Annotated in this window: 13 protein-coding genes; 4 read left to right on the top strand and 9 right to left on the bottom strand. The window is 58.4% G+C overall.

The genetic code is table 11. The features are described 5' to 3' along the window. Positions 1 to 26 precede the first annotated feature (26 nt). From SCM96_13370 to SCM96_13355, 4 genes are all read right to left on the bottom strand, one after another. Positions 27 to 1,760 (bottom strand): hypothetical protein, encoded by a 1,734-nt coding sequence (locus tag SCM96_13370; GenBank protein ID MDW7761608.1) that lies wholly within the window; start codon positions 1,758 to 1,760, stop codon positions 27 to 29. Then, a complete protein-coding gene (locus SCM96_13365) occupies positions 1,757 to 4,435 on the bottom strand; it encodes a glycosyltransferase family 39 protein (GenBank protein ID MDW7761607.1) in 2,679 nt (892 codons plus the stop codon). The genes SCM96_13370 and SCM96_13365 overlap by 4 nt, the downstream gene beginning before the upstream one ends. Before the next feature lie 89 nt (positions 4,436 to 4,524). Then, entirely contained in the window at positions 4,525 to 7,791 is a 3,267-nt protein-coding gene (locus SCM96_13360) for a S41 family peptidase (protein MDW7761606.1), read from the bottom strand. 236 nt (positions 7,792 to 8,027) lie between these two features. Further along, positions 8,028 to 8,723, bottom strand: a complete 696-nt coding sequence (locus SCM96_13355; protein ID MDW7761605.1) for a class I SAM-dependent methyltransferase — start codon at positions 8,721 to 8,723, stop codon at positions 8,028 to 8,030. Between the two features lie 223 nt (positions 8,724 to 8,946). Here SCM96_13355 and pyrB point away from each other — a divergent pair, with 223 nt between their 5' ends. The 3 genes from pyrB to metK all read left to right on the top strand — a co-directional run bounded on the left by pyrB (position 8,947) and on the right by metK (position 12,648). Beyond that, entirely contained in the window at positions 8,947 to 9,924 is a 978-nt protein-coding gene (gene pyrB / locus SCM96_13350) for an aspartate carbamoyltransferase (protein MDW7761604.1), read from the top strand. Positions 9,925 to 9,996: 72 nt separating this feature from the next. Next, positions 9,997 to 11,355, top strand: coding sequence for a Xaa-Pro peptidase family protein (locus SCM96_13345; GenBank protein ID MDW7761603.1), 1,359 nt, complete (start codon positions 9,997 to 9,999; stop codon positions 11,353 to 11,355). A gap of 120 nt (positions 11,356 to 11,475) precedes the next feature. After that, a complete protein-coding gene (metK, locus tag SCM96_13340; protein MDW7761602.1) occupies positions 11,476 to 12,648 on the top strand; it encodes a methionine adenosyltransferase in 1,173 nt (390 codons plus the stop codon). A 29-nt stretch (positions 12,649 to 12,677) separates the two neighbouring features. On the opposite strand, the gene SCM96_13335 is transcribed toward metK, so the two are convergent. The 5 genes from SCM96_13335 to SCM96_13315 all read right to left on the bottom strand — a co-directional run bounded on the left by SCM96_13335 (position 12,678) and on the right by SCM96_13315 (position 16,811). Continuing rightward, a complete protein-coding gene (locus SCM96_13335; GenBank protein MDW7761601.1) occupies positions 12,678 to 13,232 on the bottom strand; it encodes a macro domain-containing protein in 555 nt (184 codons plus the stop codon). A 17-nt stretch (positions 13,233 to 13,249) separates the two neighbouring features. Further along, positions 13,250 to 14,827 (bottom strand): M64 family metallopeptidase, encoded by a 1,578-nt coding sequence (locus SCM96_13330; GenBank protein MDW7761600.1) that lies wholly within the window; start codon positions 14,825 to 14,827, stop codon positions 13,250 to 13,252. Positions 14,828 to 15,169: 342 nt separating this feature from the next. Then, positions 15,170 to 15,610 (bottom strand): DUF86 domain-containing protein, encoded by a 441-nt coding sequence (locus SCM96_13325; protein MDW7761599.1) that lies wholly within the window; start codon positions 15,608 to 15,610, stop codon positions 15,170 to 15,172. Then, the gene (locus SCM96_13320) at positions 15,607 to 16,041 is read right to left on the bottom strand and encodes a nucleotidyltransferase domain-containing protein (protein MDW7761598.1); all 435 of its coding nucleotides are present in this window, start codon (positions 16,039 to 16,041) and stop codon (positions 15,607 to 15,609) included. Before SCM96_13320 ends, SCM96_13325 begins: the two co-directional genes overlap by 4 nt. A 626-nt stretch (positions 16,042 to 16,667) precedes the next feature. Beyond that, entirely contained in the window at positions 16,668 to 16,811 is a 144-nt protein-coding gene (locus SCM96_13315) for a hypothetical protein (GenBank protein ID MDW7761597.1), read from the bottom strand. Between the two features lie 160 nt (positions 16,812 to 16,971). Here SCM96_13315 and SCM96_13310 point away from each other — a divergent pair, with 160 nt between their 5' ends. Further along, positions 16,972 to 18,189, top strand: a complete 1,218-nt coding sequence (locus tag SCM96_13310) for an SH3 domain-containing protein (GenBank protein MDW7761596.1) — start codon at positions 16,972 to 16,974, stop codon at positions 18,187 to 18,189. The last annotated feature ends 25 nt before the right edge of the window (positions 18,190 to 18,214 follow it).

The following is an 18,214-nucleotide window of genomic DNA, read 5'->3' as shown; positions in this document are numbered from 1 at the left end:
GTCCGGGCGGTGATTTGGAGATATTTTCAAGCCGCCTCTACAAGCCGTCCTCCCGTCCGCTCCATGTTTTCGGCTTCAAGAAAGAGGCTTTTCGATTCGATGAAGAGCCGGGGATCGACTCCCGCCGTCTCAGGAATATCGGGGAGAATCCTGACAAAGGAACTCTTCAGGTCCTTGGAGGCTTTGATCCGGATCGAGTAGCGGTAACGATGGAACGGGAAGGTGAGCTGCGGGGCCAGAACAAGATGAGCCTCGCGGCCATTCTCAATGGCGATTTTCCGTCTCTGGAATCCGTTGCGGACGATGATGTCTCCGTCGGATTCATTGAGAAGAAAATGGATGTCGATTTTTTTCAGAGGAGTGCGGGATATGAAGATTCTTTCCGTTTTTTGCCCGCCCTCGATCCGAAAGCTTTTCGTTTCCTTGCCGTAAGGACTGCCGTCCAGAATTTCGAACTCTCTCGGGATAGGGCCCTGCCAGGGAACTTCGGGAAGAGGTATCGGAATGTTGACGGACGCCCCGCCGGATGCGCCGTAAACGGTCCGCGGCCGGTTTCCGAAATAACCTTCTTTGAGATGAATGACTTTCATCGGCTCGCAGTCCTGCCCGCCGGGCCGGCAGAGCAGGTCTTCGGGCAGATTCCGGACGATCCACCGCCGGGCGATGGCGGCGGTGTCGTCGTCCCAACGCATGTATCCGTTGACGACGGTTCGCGCCGAAAGCGCCGCCAGCAACAGGACGACGGCTGCATGCAGAATGATGCGAACTTCCCGGGCCCCTTGTCTTTCCAGAAGAGAGGCGATGCCCAGACCGGCCAGGGCGGCATAAAAGGGAGACAGGACGACGAGATCGTTGCGGGGCTCCGAACCGGCCAGAGGAACGGCGGCCAGGAACAGAACGGGGAAAATGAAGAAGACCGGGACATGAGCGTCGCGCCGATAGAGGATGAGGCCGGCGATGCCGAAGAGGATGGCGATAAAAAAGAGCAGGCCCTCTCCCGATGCGAATGCGGAAACCGTGCGCTTGACGAATTGCGGAAAATCGATGGGTGCGGCCGTGGTTCCTCCCGGCAACCTCACGAGAATAATCAGGACGCGGCCGGTTAAAAAGCCCGCAAAACACGAAAATCCGGAGAAAAGAAGCCGGGCATTCAGGAACCGGGCCTTGAGGGAATCTGCCGGATTCTTGCGGGTAAGATGGGCGGCGACGATCGCTCCAACCGCCAGGACTCCACGAATATCACAGGCGGCTGCCAGGCCGGCAAAAAGCCCTGCGAGAAGATAGGGGAGTTGTTTTGAGGAATGGATGATTGAGGCCGAAAAAGCGATCGATATAAGAACAAACAGTCCGAAAAGCGCCACAGAATCCGGTTTTCCGCTTCCTGCGATGGGAATGAAGGCGATGGAAAAAAGAAATGTCCCCAGGATGGCCGCTTTCTCACGGAAGAGCTTTTTCAACGAAAGGAAAAGCACCGGGAGCCAGAGAAAACTCAGGAACGCCGATGCGATTCTGGAGATGAGAAGGACATGCTCGATCGTGAAAGGATAAGGAGAAGGCTCTTTGTGCAAGAAAATCACGGAAAGAAAAAGCGAGAGGCCCTTGAGAACAAGACCGGCGCCCCCCTCATAGGCTTCAAGAACGGCTTTCGCCGCGAAAACATCCCTCGGTTCGGGAACATCCGGGGACAGCCCCCAGAACCTCAGGAACAGCCCGGCCCCGAAAATCGCGAGGATCAGCAGGTTTCGGGTTTTTACGGTCACGGCCGTTCTGCCTCCTTCTCCAGGTCGTGAAACGCCAGCTCCATCTTTTTATCAAGGAAGAACTTCCGGACATCCGGCCGGATTTGGATGTTGTCGATGATCACGGGAAAATCCCCGATCCCCACATGGAGAGACACTTCGCCTCGATCGTTCCGGAAAGGGATCTCCCATTTCCAGAATCCGTCCGCCGCCGGGCCGCCGGCCGCCGGAGTTCGCGCGCGATCTCCCGAAACGATTTCAACGTCCGCGTCGGGAATGCCGCCGGGAGAGAATACCATGATTTCGGCCGTGTAATCTCCAGGCAGGAAAAACGGCAGATTCAGCCGCGCGTCCCGTTCGACGAGAAGCGCCTTCCCGTTCAGAAAGGCCCGGTCGAAGACAACGGGAAGGCTCTCCTCGAGATCCTCGGCTTCGAGATAGAGCGCCAGAGAATCGATGAGAAACTCCACATCCATCCCCGTCAGTCTTTCCATGCGCCGCGTCCAGTCGTCCATATCTTCGAGGTCATAAACGGACAAAGCTCTGTTCCATTCCCGGGCCGACAGGGGTTCGAAATCCCGTAACATTTTTCGCAGCGAGGCCTGGAGATATGCCGCGGCGTCGGGATTTTCCGGATGCCTTTCGAGCGCCTCGGCAAAACGGGCGGCGGCTTCCTCCCACATCCCGATTTGGAAATATTCATATCCGATCCTCAGCGGCTCGAAATGAATTTTGATGAGCAGGGGCCGTGCATCCAGGGACTGAATGTCCACGCGAGTGCCGGGTTCGGAGAAGGCCCGAATCCGGCGAACGGAGGACAGGCGATGGACGGCGTTTCCCCCTAGGCCGACGGTCAGAACATCGCGACCGATCCGAACCTTTTCTCCGCCTGTTCCGGCGACGAAGATGACAATCTCCCGGATGGGTTGCGGCGAAAGGATTGTCCTCACAGCCCGCCGGCCGCCTTCGAGCCGGATGATGAGATTGCTTTTTCCATACTCGCCGGGGGCGTCGAAAAACATGTCCCGCTCTCTCTGAATCAGTGAGAGCTGTCGGGGAAAGATCAAGGGGACATCTCTTTCAGGAAGCTGTTTCGTCGAAAAGATGAACTGGGTCGGGCTCTTGCTGGAGATTTCCTTGAGCGCGAATCTTTTGACAAGCGTGAATTCCCGGAAGATTTTGCGGTAAAACGAAATCTCCTTTTGGTAGTACTTGGCCCCGCCGCCGAATCTTTGAGGATGGAAATTCGAGACGTGAACGAACCGGGCGTTTTTCCTCAGCCGTTCGAAGGGCCGGTCCTTCAAAGAACTTCCAAAGATGAAGTGAACGCCGAGCTTGTATCTGTCCGGAAAGATTTCGGTGTATTTCGAAAACGGTGTGTGGATGAAAGACGTGTAGGTCTCGAAAATATTCCGGCTTCCCGGAGGAATATTCTCATAGATCCAGTCTTCCCCGTATTCGCAGGTGTCCCGTTCGCTGAACAGGCGCAACATGTCTTTGGCGACCTTCAAGGAAGGATAGGACGAAACAAGCAGGAGAACCGCCGCAAGAACGGCGGCGGCTCCGCGCGAAGGGCGAAGTTTTTTGAGCCTCTCCAGAATCCAGAGAAAACCGGCGGCGGCGATGATGACGTAAAACGGGATCAGGGCGAAATGTTCCCGGGGCCGGACGATCCCGAAGAAGCCCAGCCCGATGAGAATCGTAAAAAACGGATAGGAGAGAAGAAGAAGGTCCTCTTTTCCGCGCCGCCGGATCATCAGGACACATCCCAGGATCAGGAGGACGAACAGGGCCGTTTTGAGGGAATAGTGGACGGTGATTGCGGCGCCCGTATACTTGTTATAGAGAAGGAAATCCCAGATATTGGAAAAAGTCCGATCGACCATCCACTCGTCCTGATGCCGCAATATCCGGCTGTAGCGGGTCACGTTGGACCACCACCATCGGAAGGCCATCCAAATGGGGGGATTGCCCGCGATAAATCCGAAAACGGTGGCTCCGCCGGCCAGAAAAAGCTTCCCGTCGAAAAGGATCTTCACGATGTTTTTTTTGCCCGCCCATCGGAGAACATGAGCGACGAGAATCGTCAGGACGATGAAGACGGCGTTGTATTTGGATGCGACGGCCAGCCCCGCCGTCAATCCGGCGAGAAGGTAGGAGATGGATTTCCCCTCGCGGAGGATGGCGATGGTGAACAGAAAGGCGGGGAGGATGAAAAAGCCCATTTGGTTGTCCAGAAGAGCGGTATGGCCGACAAGGACGTGGTAGTAGGCGAAGCAGAGAAAAAAGGCGGACAGGAGTCCGACCGTTTCCCCGAACAGTTTTTTGGCGACGAGAAATGTCAACAGAATGGATGCGGCCCCGAAAAAGGCGGACAGCAACCTCAGGATGAGTGCGGTCGTGTGATAATCCCACTCCATGAGGCGGCCTTTTTCGACCGCTCCGATAACCTGGAAAAAAGCGTTCAGCCCCTTGAGAAGGTATCCCCCCAGATATTGGTAAAAAACGGGATAGCCGAGGTCCGCCTCGAAATACTCCGTATAGGCGGCTTGGGCCTGCCGGATCTGCAAATGATCGTCGGCCCGGTTGTGGACGCCGGCCGTTCCCCATATTCTCAGGATGAAGCCGACGGCGACAAGCAACCCGATGATCATTGGAGTCCGGTAGCGCCGAAAACCCGGCTTGCGCTCGTTCATGATGGAATTCCCGTTCCGTTCTTATGATCCCGGTTCCCGAAATGGGCCGGCGAATCATATCATTGCATCAAGATAAGAATCAAGATCGTCTATTGGATCTTCTTGAGGAGTTCGGCGACGGCGGCCTCCAGTTGTTCGTCCCGTCCTTCGGCGAGCGCTTCGAAAGAGTTCCGGACAAGGATGTCGGGTTCGGTCTGATGGTTTTCAAGATAGCCGATGCCCGCAACTTTGACTCCAAGCGGCGGGACACCCCAGCGGATGCCGGTCTCGCCGAGCGCTTCCCAACCGGCGAAGGTGCAGGTTCCCGGGACGGGCATGCCGACAAGTTTTCCGATCTTCATCATCTGATAAGCGGCGGCGTAACAATGCCCATCGCTGTAGTTGGCCTCGTTGACGAGCGAGATGCTGGGTTTGGTCCAGCGGAAATTGGGCTCGTAGCCGGCGCTCCGTGTGTCCGTCGTGTAGTTCATGAATTTCTCGCCGCTCAGGAACATGGCCAGGTCGGCGACCAAGTCCCCGCCGCCGTTGAACCGGGTATCGACCACCAAACCCTCCCGGTCGGCGAATCTTCCCATGACCTCATCGAAAGCCGAGCGGTAGGCTCCGTCGCTCATGCTGGGAACGTGAATGTAGCCCAGCCGTCCGCCGCTCAGCCTGTCGACTTCGTCCCGGTTGCGCCGGACCCATCTTCGATAAAGAAGGGCCGCCTCCTCGCGGGGTGTCACGGGTTTGACGGCGACCTCGCGCTTTTTCCCGTTATGGCTCAGGACGAGAAGCGTGTTTTGTCCGGCCTTGCGGTTGAGGAACGGGGCCGGATCCTCTCCGGCTCCGATCGTCCGTCCGTCGACGGACTCGATGATCGTTCCCGGTGCGATGTCCAAACCGGCCTTGTCCAGCGGCCCCCCTGAAATGACTTCCACAATCCTCATTCCCGGGCCTGGATAGGCGGGGTCGGCGATGACGCCCAGGGAGGCGGTTTCATCGGCGTTTTCAACGGACGCATTGAAGCGGGCCCCGCTGTGGCTGACGTTGAGCTCGCCCAAAAGTTCGCTGAGAAGTTCGGCGAGCTCGTGGTTGTTGCCGATGTCCGGAAGATGCTTTTCGTATTCGGATTTAAGAGCCGTCCAGTCCGCTCCATGATGTCCGTCCGTATAGAACGTTTCGAGAGTCCTCCTCCAGACATGTTCGAACATCTCTTTTCGCTCGGCGGCCTGATCGACGGTCATTTCGCCGCGGAAGACGATGGTGTCGCGCTTACCGCTCGACGGATCGATCTTCGACAACCCGCCGTCGGCCAGAAGGAAAATGGATTTATGGTCCTTGTCCCAGGCCAGCGTGCCGCTTGAGGCGTTGAGGGCGGCGAGCATTTTCGTTTCCCGTGTCTTGAGGTCGGTCGTCCACAGGTTCAACCCGCGTTCGAATCGGGCCAGGTAATAGAGCGTGTCTCCGTCCCGGTTGACCAGGGCGTCGCCGAGAGACGATGAATGGAGGGTCAGCCGGGCTCTTCGTTGTTCGAGACCGTCCCAATCGATCACCAGTTCCTTGACCTCTTTCTTGTCGTCGGCGTCTTTGCCGTCCTTGGGCTTTTCGTCCTTGGCTTTTTTCTCCTCGATGTCCTTGAGCAAGGCGGCGTCTTCCTTGCTCAGGCGGAAGCGGTCCCAGGCCTCGCGCGTGAAGAACAGGGCATAGGCGTCGCTCTGGGTCCCGCCGCTCCAGGCCACGGACTTCAGGCCGTCGCGGTTGCTGAACCAGATCGCGGCGGTCCCGCCGAGAATCCATTTCGGACGGCGGTCGTCGAATCCGCTCAGGGTCAGATTGACGGCCTTTTCCGTTCCGTCGGCCTTGACGAGTCCCATCTCGCCGGGACTGAAGCCGGGAACGGACAGGTGGAAAAGGATCCAGCGTCCGTCCGGGCTCCACTCGAAGTGCTGGTCATTGTCGCGCATGGAAAAGAGCTCCCGGTCCGTGAGCAGGGTCCGGGTTTGTTTCGACTCGAGATTGAGGACCTTGAGCGTCATGCGGTTCTCGATGTAGGCGATCTCTTTGCCGTCGGGCGAGTAGGCGGGCTGGGTGTTCTGGTGCTCGTTGACGATCACGGGCGTTTCCTCGAGAACCGTGGAGGCGTAGAAATAAGGTTCCTCGGGCCGGGTTCGCCGTGTCTCATAAATCCCCCAGCGCCCGCTGCGCTGTGAGGCGTAGAGGAGAGCCTGGCCGTCCGGGGAGAAGGAGACGCCCCGTTCCCGGCCGCCTGACGAAGTCACGCGTTTGGTCATGCCGCCGTCGACGTTGGAGGCGAACACGCTGCCGCGGACGATGACGGCGATCTCCTTGCCGCTCGGCGCAACGGCAAACTCCCGTGCGCCCCCGCTGATCGGGACGACGACCTCATTGTTGGTGCGGGCGTCGGCGGACAAGGTGATTGAAATGCGCTGCGGCTCTCCGCCTTCGCGTTGGGTATAGATCCCGCCGTCCCAGCCGAAACACAGGGTGCCGTCAACGGCCGCACTCAGGAAACGGACGGGATGGGTTTTAAAGGTCGTCACCTGAGCCGAGGGGCCGCCCTCGACGCTCATCCGATGGACGTTGAACGTGCCGCTTTCCTCGCTCAGGTAATGGAATTCCGTGTCGCCGTTTGTGAAAACGGGACTGCGGTCCTCGCCGTCGGACTTCGTGATCTTGGTATGGCGGCCGGTCTGTGTGTCGAAGACCCAAATGTCGCGGGTGACGGCCGAAGTGTGGCGTTTGCGCCACTCGTTTTCGCCGCCTTTCTTGTCGTGATAGATCAAATAGCGTCCGTCCCGGCTGAGATGAACATCTTCGGCCGGGGTCGTCAGAACCTGAACGGCCCGTCCACCGTCAACGGGCACCCGGTAGAGCTCGGGCAGATATCCGGTGGGAAAGCCGCGGTGGGCGGCCGTGTCCGTCCGGGCCGCGCCGAAATAAACATCCCGCCCGTCCGGGCTGAAGGTGAAGGGGATTTCAGCCGCCGAATGGGAAGTCAGGCGGCGGGCCGGACCGCCTTCGGCCGATATGATGAAGATGTCGAAGTTGCCGAAGCGGTCGCTGGCGAAAGCGATGGTCTTTCCGTCGGGGCTCCAGACAGGCTTGAAATCGTGGGCTTCGTGCAGGGTCAGGGGGACGGCGGAACCTCCGGATGAGGAAACCCGGTAGATGTCTCCTTTGTAGACGAAGACGATTGTGGAGCCGTCGGGCGAGATGGCCGGATAGCGCAGCCAGGACGGGGAAGCCGGTCCTGCGGCGAATGCGGCGACAGCGGTAAGCCATACGGCTGCGATGAGGCTTAAAGAAAACCGGCAATATTCAATATTTCGAAGGACAGGGTTTCCGGATTTCATTTTGGGTCTCCTTTCTCCGGAGTCAGAGGGCGCTTCAAAATGATAAACCCGCCGGCCTCCCGCGGTCAAACTGAGAAGCCGTCGCCTCTTCCGGCCTTTTCAACCTGCTTGGACCGATGGAAGTCACTGACAGCTCTCGTCTTCAGCCCGTTTGAACCCCGGCGATCAGGCTTGCCCGGCGCTGGAATCCGCGCAGCGATGGATGATCGGCAACCTTAATCTCAGGTCGGGGCAGGTCAGGGTTTTTGGAAAACAACGAGAATATCCCGCCAGGGTTCTTTCCAAGAGTCGAGAATGCGGAAATCGAAGTGGGTCACCATCTTTTCCACGATTTCCCAGGTCAGGAAGCGGAATCGGTCGAAGTGCTTGTGACCGCCGATATTGAATACGGACTCCGTTTCGAATTTTTTCCAGCCGTCCTCGGAAATCAGGTTGGCGAAATGCAGGACTCCGTATCCGCTGGGTTTCAGAGTCCGGCGGATCTCCCCGAGGTAGGAAAACGTGTCTTCGATGTCCAGGTGGACAAAAACATCAAAGGAAAAAATGAGATCGAAGGCGGCGTCGGAAAACGAGTTCAGGTTGCATCCGTTGAGCTTGGCGAAGCGGACGTTTGAACGGCCGGCGAGTCGATTTTTCGTGCGCTCGAGCATGTGCCGGGATACGTCGCCGCAAACCAGACGGATATCGCGTGAAGCCAGGATCTCGCTGTATTTACCGCCGCCGCAGCCGATTTCGAGGACCTCGTCTCCGGATCTCAGGTAGGGGGAGACGAAATCGCCGACGACTTTTTCCGTGAGATCCGGCGTTCCCCACTCGTCGCCGAGAAAACGGTGGCCGGTTTTCCGGACCTCGCGGTCCCATCGCGCGGAGTAAGCCGACCAGGCTTTGTCGTAATCAGAAGGAGCCGGGATCGATTTATTCCGGACTTCCAAAGTCCTCTCTCTCTCTCTCTCTCTCTCTCTCTCTCTCTCTAATGTGATCTCTGAGTCGATCCCGATAATAACGAATGCGCCACAATCCTTTCATTTCACCCTCGAAGTATCACTTGAATCCTGATAAATATCATAACAAAACTCCCATGGTGTTGCAATTCCTTTCAAGTTGACTCCCTCTTCGATCCTGATGTAGCATGGAGCGAAGATCAAGGAGGTCCCGATGCCTGCTCACGCCAAAAATCCCCACCTGCCTTTCGGCGATCAGCGAACCGCGCCCTGGTACGGCAAGGACATTATCTCCACCAAGCAGTTCAGCCGCGCCGACCTGGAATATATTTATGCGGTGGCCCACGAAATGCGGGTCATGGTCGAGCGGGTCGGCACCTTCGACCTTCTCAAGGGAAAAATCCTGGCCAACCTCTTTTATGAACCGTCGACTCGAACCTCATCCTCCTTCGTCGCCGCCATGCAGCGTCTGGGCGGCAGTGTGATCTCCATCAACGAAGTGCATTACTCCTCCGTGGCCAAGGGCGAAAGCCTGCCCGACACAATCCGGACTCTGGAATGCTATGCCGATGTCATTGTCATCCGCCATCCCGAACTCGGTTCGGCGGCCATCGCCTCCGAAGCCGCCCGCAAGCCGGTCATCAACGCCGGTGACGGCGTCGGCGAACACCCCACGCAGGCTCTTCTGGACGGTTTTACCATCCATGAGGAACTCGGCCGCCTGGATAAATTGACGATAACCATGCTGGGCGACCTCAAGTACGGGCGGACCGTTCACTCCCTGGCCCGGCTCATGTCGCTCTACAATGCGAAGATCCATTATGTCTCACCCGAAATCCTGCGGATGCCTCCCGAAATCATCGCCGAACTCGATGCCAAGGGGATATCTCAAGCCGAACACACGGCCTTGGATCAGGTCCTCCCTGAAACCGACGTCCTTTATGTCACCCGCGTCCAGAGAGAACGATTTCCGAGCGAGGATGTCTACAACTCGGCGCAGGGTGCCTATGTCATCGACAAGGCCGTCATGAAGGCGGCCAAGCCGAAAATGATCGTCATGCATCCTCTCCCGCGCGTCAACGAAATCAACGTCGATTTCGACGATGACCCGCGGGCCGCCTATTTCCGCCAGATGGAATATGGTCTCTATGTCCGGATGGCCCTGCTGTCCATGGTTCTCGGCAAGGCCTGAACCTGAGGCCTCCAAATTGACCTTGCTCCGTTAATGGCTTACACTGACCTCTCAATGAGGAGGTGCCCCGCCATGATGAAAACCGCACGTTTCAAAGTGTTTTCCGCCGCAATTCTTTTGACCATGCTTGCCGTCATCCCGGCCTTTGGACAGAGGACGGGCTTCACTCGGGAGGAATTCGATCGCCGCCGGACCGCCCTGATGGAAAACCTCGGCAACGGGGCCGTCATCCTCTTCGGCGATGCGGCCGTGCCGGCCGGCGCCCACTTCCGCCAGGACAACGATTTCTTCTATTTTTCCGGGATCGAAGCCCTCGGCGCGAAACTCATCATAATGCCTGCTGAGCGGCAGGCATTTCTTTTCCTGCCTCTGCTGACCCCGCGCGAGGAAATGGTCGATGGCCCGAATCTCCTCAAGGACCCGGAAGGTAAATCCAAGACCGGCTTCACCGACATTTATCCGACGAGCTATTTCGACGAGTTCCTGGCCCGCAACCTGGCTCGTTTCAAGGGACGCTTCCATGTCCGGCTTTCGCCGCGGGACACCATGGATCAGTCGCGGTCCGAAACCGCGCTCATGGCGGCACGCCGGGCCCGCACCCATTACAATGATCAGATTGCCATCGACGGTCACCGCCTCGCCAAACTGAAAGAACGCTACCCGCAGATGGAATTCCTCGATGTCGCTCCGGCGATCGACGCCCTGCGGGTCATCAAGTCCGCCGAGGAAATCGAAATACTCAGGCGGAACGGCCGGATTTCGGCGGCGGCCGTCAGACAGGCCATGCTGGCCGGAAAGCCCGGCGTCTTTGAATATGAAATCGAGGCCGCGGCCGTTTTCGTCATTTTGAAACATGGAGCCAAGGGGCCGGCTTATGCGCCCATCGTGGGTTCGGGGCCCAACTCCTGCGTTTGGCACTACGACAAGAACTCCCGCCGCGTCGAGGAAGGGGACCTCATCCTCATGGATTTCGGAGCCGATCTCGATAATCTGACCATGGACATCACCCGGACCTGGCCGGCTTCAGGCCGTTTCACGGACGAGCAGAGAGAGGCCTACCGGACAGTGCTCGAAGTCCAGAAGGCCTGCATCGAAGCTTATCGGCCAGAGGCGACTTCTCAGTCCGTCCGTGACCACGTTGCCGCCGTCATGAAAGCCAAGGGCATCGACGCCCGCGGTCTTCTGGGCGGATTCGGCCACGGCGTCGGGCTTTCCGTTCACGACGTTCCACTCGGCGGGGTGCTCAAGGAAGGGATGGTTTTCGCCATCGAGCCGGGCTTGTATTATCCCGAGAAGGGCTTCGGCATCCGCATCGAGGACACCGTCCTTATCACCCGCGACGGATGCAAGGTTTTAACGGCCGGCGTTCCCAAGGAGATCGAGGAGATCGAGACGCTGCTGGCCGGCCGGGATCAAAAGTCCCGCGAATAAACGATCGTCAACCCGAAGCTCGGCGTCTCCCGTCAAAAAAACCTTGAAAGTCGGGGAAAACCCGACTAAAATACTACGCTTAAGCCGTCCGCTTAGATTTACTTGGACAAGGAGTTGGCCATGAAAAAAACATATTTTACGAGCGAAAGCGTCACCGAGGGACATCCCGATAAGCTCTGCGACCGGGTCAGCGATTCCATCCTCGACGATCTGCTTCGGCAGGATCCGAATTCCCGGGTCGCCGTCGAAGCCTTGACGACGACGGGCACGGTCCACATTGCCGGCGAAGTCACGACCAACGGATATGCCGATGTCCAGCGAATCGTCCGGAAAACTCTCAAAGACATCGGCTACACCGATCCGCGGTTCGGCATCGACTGCGAGGATGCGGGCGTCTGGTCCGCCATCCATGCTCAGAGCCCGGACATTTGCAAGGGTGTGACCGCCTCGAAGACCAAGGAGCAGGGAGCGGGCGATCAGGGCATGATGTTCGGCTTCGCCTGCAATGAAACCCCTGAACTCATGCCGCTTCCGATCACGCTCGCCCACAAGCTGACCATGAGACTGGCGAAAGTCAGGAAAAAGGGCATTGTGAAAAGCCTCGGCCCGGACGGCAAGAGCCAGGTGACGGTCGAATATCACGACGGCAAACCCGCCCGCGTCGAAGCCGTAGTGATCGCCCAGCAGCATATCGATGACCTTTCCGAGAAAACCCTCGCCAAAGAGATCCGAAAACACGTCATCGAACCCGTCTGCGGCCGCTGGATGGACAAGAAAACCAAGGTCTTCATCAACGCTACGGGACGGTTCGTGATCGGCGGACCTGAAGGCGACACCGGCGTCACCGGGCGCAAGATCATCGTCGACACCTACGGCGGCATGGGCCGTCACGGCGGCGGCTGCTTCTCCGGAAAGGATCCCAGCAAGGTCGACCGGAGTGCCACCTACGCCTGCCGTTATATCGCCAAAAATATCGTGGCGGCCGGCCTGGCCGACCGGTGCGAAGTCCAGCTCGCCTACGCCATCGGCGTGGCGGCGCCCATGGCGATCCATGTCGACACGTTCGGCACCGGAAGAATCCCAGAGACAAAAATTGTCGAACTGATCAAGAAACATTTCCCGATCAAGCCCAAAGACATCATCGAAACGCTGAAGCTTCGCCGTCCGATCTACACCAAGACCTCCGCTTACGGCCACTTCGGCCGCAACGATCCGGACTTCACCTGGGAGAAGACCGACAAGGCGGCCGCCCTCAGAAAAGAGGCCGGTCTGCCCGCGCGCCGGAAAAGCTGAAGACCATCCTCCGCCATCAGGTGGAATAGTCAAACATCTTCGGCTTTTTCCGGAATGAGTTCCGCGAGGATGCTGCCGAACATTTCGAGATCGGCGGCGTCAAACAGTACGAAACGGACGATCTTGACGCAGGACAACCGGGGTGCCTCCTCGACGATCGCCGCCAGGGCCGTCCGGGCCGCAGGTTCGAGCGGGTAGCCGAAAGCGCCCGCCGAAATCGCCGGAAAGGCGACGGATCCGAGGCCGTGATTTTCCGCAAGGTGGAGGGCGTTGCGGTAACAAGTGGCGAGCAGATCTTCGGACGGTTCGTCTTGCCCGTAAACCGGGCCGAGGCAGTGGATCACGTGGCGGTTGGGCAGCCGGTGGGCGCCCGTGATGACGGCCTCACCCGGCCGGATGGGCGCAAGCGGGCGGCACTCCTCATCAAGTCCCGGACCCGCGGCCCTGTGAATCGCTCCGGCCACGCCTCCGCCCGGCCTGAGTTCGGCGTTGGCCGCGTTGACGACGGCGTCGAAACCGGGCTGCACCGCGATATTCCCCCGAACGCATTCGATCGTCAGGCCGTTGATTTTTCTCAGAAACATGCCGTCCTCCTCCCTTTTCAGGGCCGCGGCCCCGGGACGGGCGCATCCTCTCCGGCGTAATAATCGATCATCCGGGAAATGGCGGCCTGACAGACGCGGCAGAACTCGCCCGTGGGGCTTGAGATCATGAGGCAATGCAACATTGAGCGGAAGAGGCCCTTGGCGGCGTAACCGGCGCCTTCGAAGGCCCCGACCTTGTCTTCGAGATGGCGGAAGCGGGCGCGGACCTCCTCGATCCGTTTTGCGAAATCATCGTCGGCGGCCTTGTGCCGGGCCTGGAGGTTTAGGAACGCTTCGCCTGAGAGGCCCGATGCCTTGGCCTCCTCGATCTCTCGGGCTGCGGCCTCCCGGCTCTTACGGCGTTCGTCCTGGAGAGCCTCGATTTCCTCCTTGCCGTGCGGGGTCGGGATCGGAATGCCGGGCGAAAGAAGGTCTTTCCACTTGATGTTTTCGGGATCGAGAAGGGCCGTGATGTTGGGTTCCAGCGGTTCGATTCCCGGGGGATAGAACTCGTTGTAGGAGACCTCGGAGGTGTAGTACTCGTCGGCCAGGCCGGCGAAGGAATGGCCGAACTCGTGGATGAAGACGTCCTTGCTCCGGACGTTGTCGACCGTCGTGATGCAGTAGTCGTTGTAGATTCCGCCGCCGCCGTAACGGGGGCTGTTGACCATGACCACGATCGTGTCGTAGGGAACCTGAGAGGCGATCTCGCGGAGGCGATGGAGTTTGTCGACGAGGAGATAGCGGTCGAGGTCGAGGGCGTTGAAAGAGGCGTCGAGGGCGGTCTTGCGGAAGAGGCCCTGGCGCGGTTCGTCCACGGACGATTCGAGGGACGGACGCAGGACGGCCGTGACGTTGAACCGGTCCTGGGCGCTCTTGAAAGGCTCGACCGAGAAGAGCCAGCCGGTCATCCGGTCGGCGTCGGCGCGGAACTTGGCTTCTTCGGCCGCTGTGTAGCCCTCGGCGACGATGACGACATCCACGCGTTCGAGGGGGTCGCCGGTCTGTTGAACTTCGTAGATCGTATCCGCTCCGGCCGCCCCCCCGCGGATGATGTGATAATCCCCGGGATCGATTTCGGCGGAAAAGAGCGGCTGGAGGACATTGTCCCTATCCCGGACCTCCACCGCAAAAACGAAAGGCTTCTTCGGATGGGGGATGCGGACCGGCCTCTGGAAAACGCGCCGAATGCCTTCGGCGGCCGGGGTTGTGGTTTTATATTCCCCGAACAGGCAGTCGAATCCCCGGGAGAAGATCAGCGTACCGGTTGCGGCGTCGATGACCTTGACCGCATAGCGCCCGAGGTTGAAGGGATCGACGAGCCGGGTCCGGTTTTCGGGCCAGAGCGGCTCTTCGATGATCCGGTCGACGGCGACCTGTTCCTCGGCGGCGTGGCCGATCTGGTAGAGATCGAACCGGAGCGCCCGGCCGGTGAAATGATCGTCGAAAAGGACTTCGGCGGTGTGCCGGGACTCGGCCGAGGCGGGGGGATAAGCGGCCGCCGCGGCTGACGCCGGCACCGCCCCTCCTGAAAATAACATGACCAGCAGAAGTGCGGACCCCAGACTTCGGTGAAGCCTCTTGATTGTGAACACGGCGCCCTCCTTTCGGCGGTTTTCCTTCATAAAAGAATATGCATATCCCGGAACGTTTTCAAGATGCTCCTGTTGTTGGGCTTCGAAAAAATTAGGATTGTGCAGTCCGCCGGCCGGCTCCCCGCTGCGAGATGCGGGTCTTGCCTACCAGTCGTCTATAGATGTCGCGAGCGGATCAAGAACTCCCATGCGCTAGGCCTCAAACATGACTCCCATGCCGCCCCGGCCGATCTCGTCGGTCCGGCACTTCGGACACTTCACTGGGGCACCCCCCTAGAATCTAATGAGATTCATGCCCCTTAAACCCTTCGTGAATCAATATATGTCGAGGGCGAGGTTATGTCAAACGCGGTTCTTTGCTATCCAGCGAACCAAGCCCGCCTGCACCTTGCGGACATCCTTCAGATGATCCCGGCAGATCTCATAAAGTTCTTGAGGCCCTATTTCATGATAGAAATGCACCATTCTGTTTCTGTAACCGGCCATGTCCCTCAGAAGCTCGGCCTCCTTCGGGGTCAGGACTTTCTTTTCCAACAGCCCTTGGGCGATCTCTTTGTATTCCGTGACCGGGCTGGCGAACTTCTTCGACAGAATATGCCGGCCGATATCGAACAGGGCCTCGAGGGCTCTTCTCAAGTAGGATTCCGCCGCGGCCGCGTGATGGCGGTCCCGCAGGAAGTCCTTCTTGGTCCGCAGGGGAAGCTCTTCGATGGCCGCCAGCATTTCCTTGACCCATTCGATCCTTCGGGAGACGACTGCTTCGCTGATCTTCCCGCTCGTCATCGACCTGCCCCCAAAACGGCCTCGCGACGGATCCTCTCGAACGGATAAATATCCGCGGCCCTTCGCATGACGTAGAGCTGGTACTCGGCCTCGTCGGTCTCGTCGGCCGCATACAGCAGCTCCCCTCTGACTATCTCCAGCGCAAGAAAGGCCGGAGCATCGGGAAGGACGACGAGGTCGACTCGCGGGACGCCGAAAACGCTTTCGAGGGACTGGGCTATCTTCACTTTTTCCCTCATGGTCAACTGTTTTTCCGGCATGATCCCGATGTCGAGGTCGGCGGGCCCGGCGGCAAGACGACGCTTTTTCCCTTTCACCAAGGCGAGGGCTTCTTGGGCGCGGCTGCCGAAGGCGTAAAGGAGCCGGAGGCCGAAATCGGCCGCCAAGGCATCGATCCGCCGCTTCGCTTCGATCATAAGGAAACCTTTCATGGTGAATTCTATCACGCGGGCGGCCGGTGTCAATTCCCCTCAGAAATCCACATGGCCTGAACCCTTTTTAGCTTCGACTTTGACTGCTGGATCATATTGATAATATTATGTTTAGGAAAATATCAATTTCGCGATTTTTTAGATCTTATTTAATATCAACAATATCCAGCAGCCAAAGCAGATAGAAAAAGCGAATGTTGTTTATTATGTACGACTTCCAGCAGCCAGAGCGGCCAGCTTTTGGAAGCGGGGGAGGGTGCGTAGAGGGGCCCAGACCGAACAGGGTCCCGTGAGAAAGCTCCTTGGCGGAAAACACGAGGGTCTCTGTGGGGGAAGCGGGCGGGGGGATGTCAATCTCAGAGGGGCGGCAATGAACATTCCCTTTCAACAGGATGGACTTTCTTTCCTAGAGCCGGAGGGCAAGGTCGGCACCCGGTTGCTCGTTTTTACCGCCGAGAGACTTCCGCCGCCGGAGGATGTCTTTCAGGAGCTCCTGTCGGACGCTGACCCTCCGGTCGAGTCATTATCGTGAATAGCACTGATTCCGAGAGAAGATATTTTGTCGATTTTCGGGTCTCATTTCGCCCCGCTCAACCGGCCTGACCCGCGCGGCTCGATTTCTATAATTAGCTGCGGATCTGCGGCGAGTTGTCCGTGGCGCGATCGACATGAACTTCAAGGAAGACAGGGAGTGGGTTGTCGTCAACTTCAAGACGGTCGATTTCGAGAGAGATCCCCGGCGAAAGGTCGCCTTCGAAAGCGAACTCCATCGTTACGCATGGGCGGTTTTGACATTTCGGCAGTTTCGGACTAAAATTTCAGTAAGGTCTTGTTAATCAGGGGCGTTGCCGATGCTGTCTCCAACCCGCTTATGCAACAGGCCACTCCTTTGGAGAGGGGTTTAATCTCTGAGGATATAAGGAGGGAGAGATGCGGGTCAGATGCTTTTATGTTTGTGCGGTTTTCTTGGTTTTTCTTTTTAGTGTGGGATGGGCCCGGGCCGAAACCGTGAAGCTGAGGGTCAAGGTGACGACGGCCAACATCCGGCTTGACCCCGATCTGGAAAGCCGGATCATCGGGAAGGTCCATGCCGGGACGATCCTGGAGTCCGATGAGAGGATCGGAGATTGGTTCAAGGTCGCCTTTCAGCCGGGCCAAGATGAGACTTCGATCATCGGCCACATTCATGTTAGCACGATAGAGATCCTGGCCGGCCCGGCCGATATCGCGGAGGTCGTCCCCATCGAAGCTGTTTCCGAAGAGGCCGCTCCGGTCATGGAGCCGGCGGTTCCCTCAGCTGAAACCTCCGCGCCACAAGGCCCCGGTCGCCGCATTGCCGTCAGGTTCACCGGCGGGCTCGGATATCTTGACGGGGGGGATACCTCCGCCAACAGGACCTCCTATTCTGCTTATATGCGGGACCGCGAGCGGCAACCGGGATCCGGGATATCCGTCGAGGGAGAAACCGAGAGCATCCACACGGGAACGAATTGGGAAGCCGAGGTGGTCTATGAACTCAACAGCCGGCTGGACATCGGCTTCGGTGTCGGATATATCCACGCCGGCAAGGATAAGGGCCAGAGCCGGATCGTCTCCCAATGGTCGGGACGGGTCGTGACGGTCGACCGGGGGACGTCGCTCAGCGCTGTCCCCGTCAAACTGGGCGTTTTCTACTCTCTCCTGAAAGGAGGCAGATTCCATGTCGTTGTCAATGCCGGTGCGGCCTACTACCTGGCGACATGGCAGGAATCCATGGATTTTCTCTCTGAAGCACCGGGGTCCTCGTATTGGGCAAAATACGTGACGAAGACCCACGGCGGGGGGATCGGATTTCACGGCGGCCTGGGCCTGGAGTACCGGCTGTCGCGAAACATGGCCCTTGTGGTCGACGGTATCGGGAGATATGCAAGGTTCGGAGGATTCGAGGGAGAATATTCCGAAAAGAATTCATCGGGAGCCGATGTCACCATGCCCGGCAAGCTCTACTATTATGAATGGAGCTTCGACAACAACACTTATCCCTGGCTGGAACTCTTCGACCGGGATCCCAACCAGATCAACTTTTCCGATCCGGTCAAAAATATCCGGGATGCCGTTTTGGACTTTTCCGGATTCTCCTTAAGGGTGGGCATCAAGATTTCTCTCTAAGATGTTTTCCCTTTTGCACAGGAAG

The sequence above is a fragment of the Acidobacteriota bacterium genome, assembly GCA_033549365.1.
Lineage (GTDB): Bacteria > Acidobacteriota > Aminicenantia > Aminicenantales > Saccharicenantaceae > JAWSUF01.
This window is presented reverse-complemented; position numbering and strand designations above follow the sequence as displayed.